The sequence below is a fragment of the Elioraea sp. genome (genome assembly GCF_051860475.1).
GTDB lineage: Bacteria > Pseudomonadota > Alphaproteobacteria > Acetobacterales > Acetobacteraceae > Elioraea.
This window is the reverse complement of record NZ_JBHYDW010000323.1, coordinates 1-512: the sequence shown is the minus strand read 5'-3', so window position 1 is coordinate 512 and position 512 is coordinate 1. Positions and strand designations below refer to the sequence as shown.

At 71.1% G+C, this 512-nt stretch carries 1 protein-coding gene; it reads left to right on the top strand.

Annotated elements, in window-relative coordinates; translation table 11 throughout:
• Positions 1-27: 27 nt before the first annotated feature.
• On the top strand, positions 28-512 hold a 485-nt coding region (locus tag ACTIFU_RS24015; protein ID WP_439580831.1), incomplete at its 3' end, for an aminotransferase class III-fold pyridoxal phosphate-dependent enzyme.

Below are 512 nucleotides of genomic sequence, written 5' to 3'. Positions count from 1 at the left end.
ACGCTGGCCGCCATGTGCGCTACCGGCATGCCGGCCTACTGGCCGGCCTTCGAGCCGCGCATGCCGGGCTTCGTGCACATACCGAATCACGACGCCTACCGCTACACCGTACCGCCGGGTGGCGACCCGGCCACCGCCGCGGCCGACGAACTGGAGCGCGCCATCCTGGCCGAGGGCCCCGACAGCGTGGCGCTGTTCATCGCCGAGCCGGTGATGGGCGGCGGCGCCTACGTGCCGCCGGCGGGCTACTTCCGCCGCATCCGCGAGATCTGCGACCGCTACGACGTGCTGTTCGCCACCGACGAAGTCATCACCGGCTTCGGCCGCACCGGCAAGCTCTTCGCGCTGGGCCACTGGGGCAGCGACGTGCAGCCCGACCTGGTGCAGTTTGCCAAGGGCATCACCAGCGGCTACGTGCCGATGGGCGGCGTGGGCCTGTCCGACAAGGTGGCCGCCGTGTTCGACCGACCGGGCGCCGACACCTGGATGCACTGCTACACCTACAGCGGCCA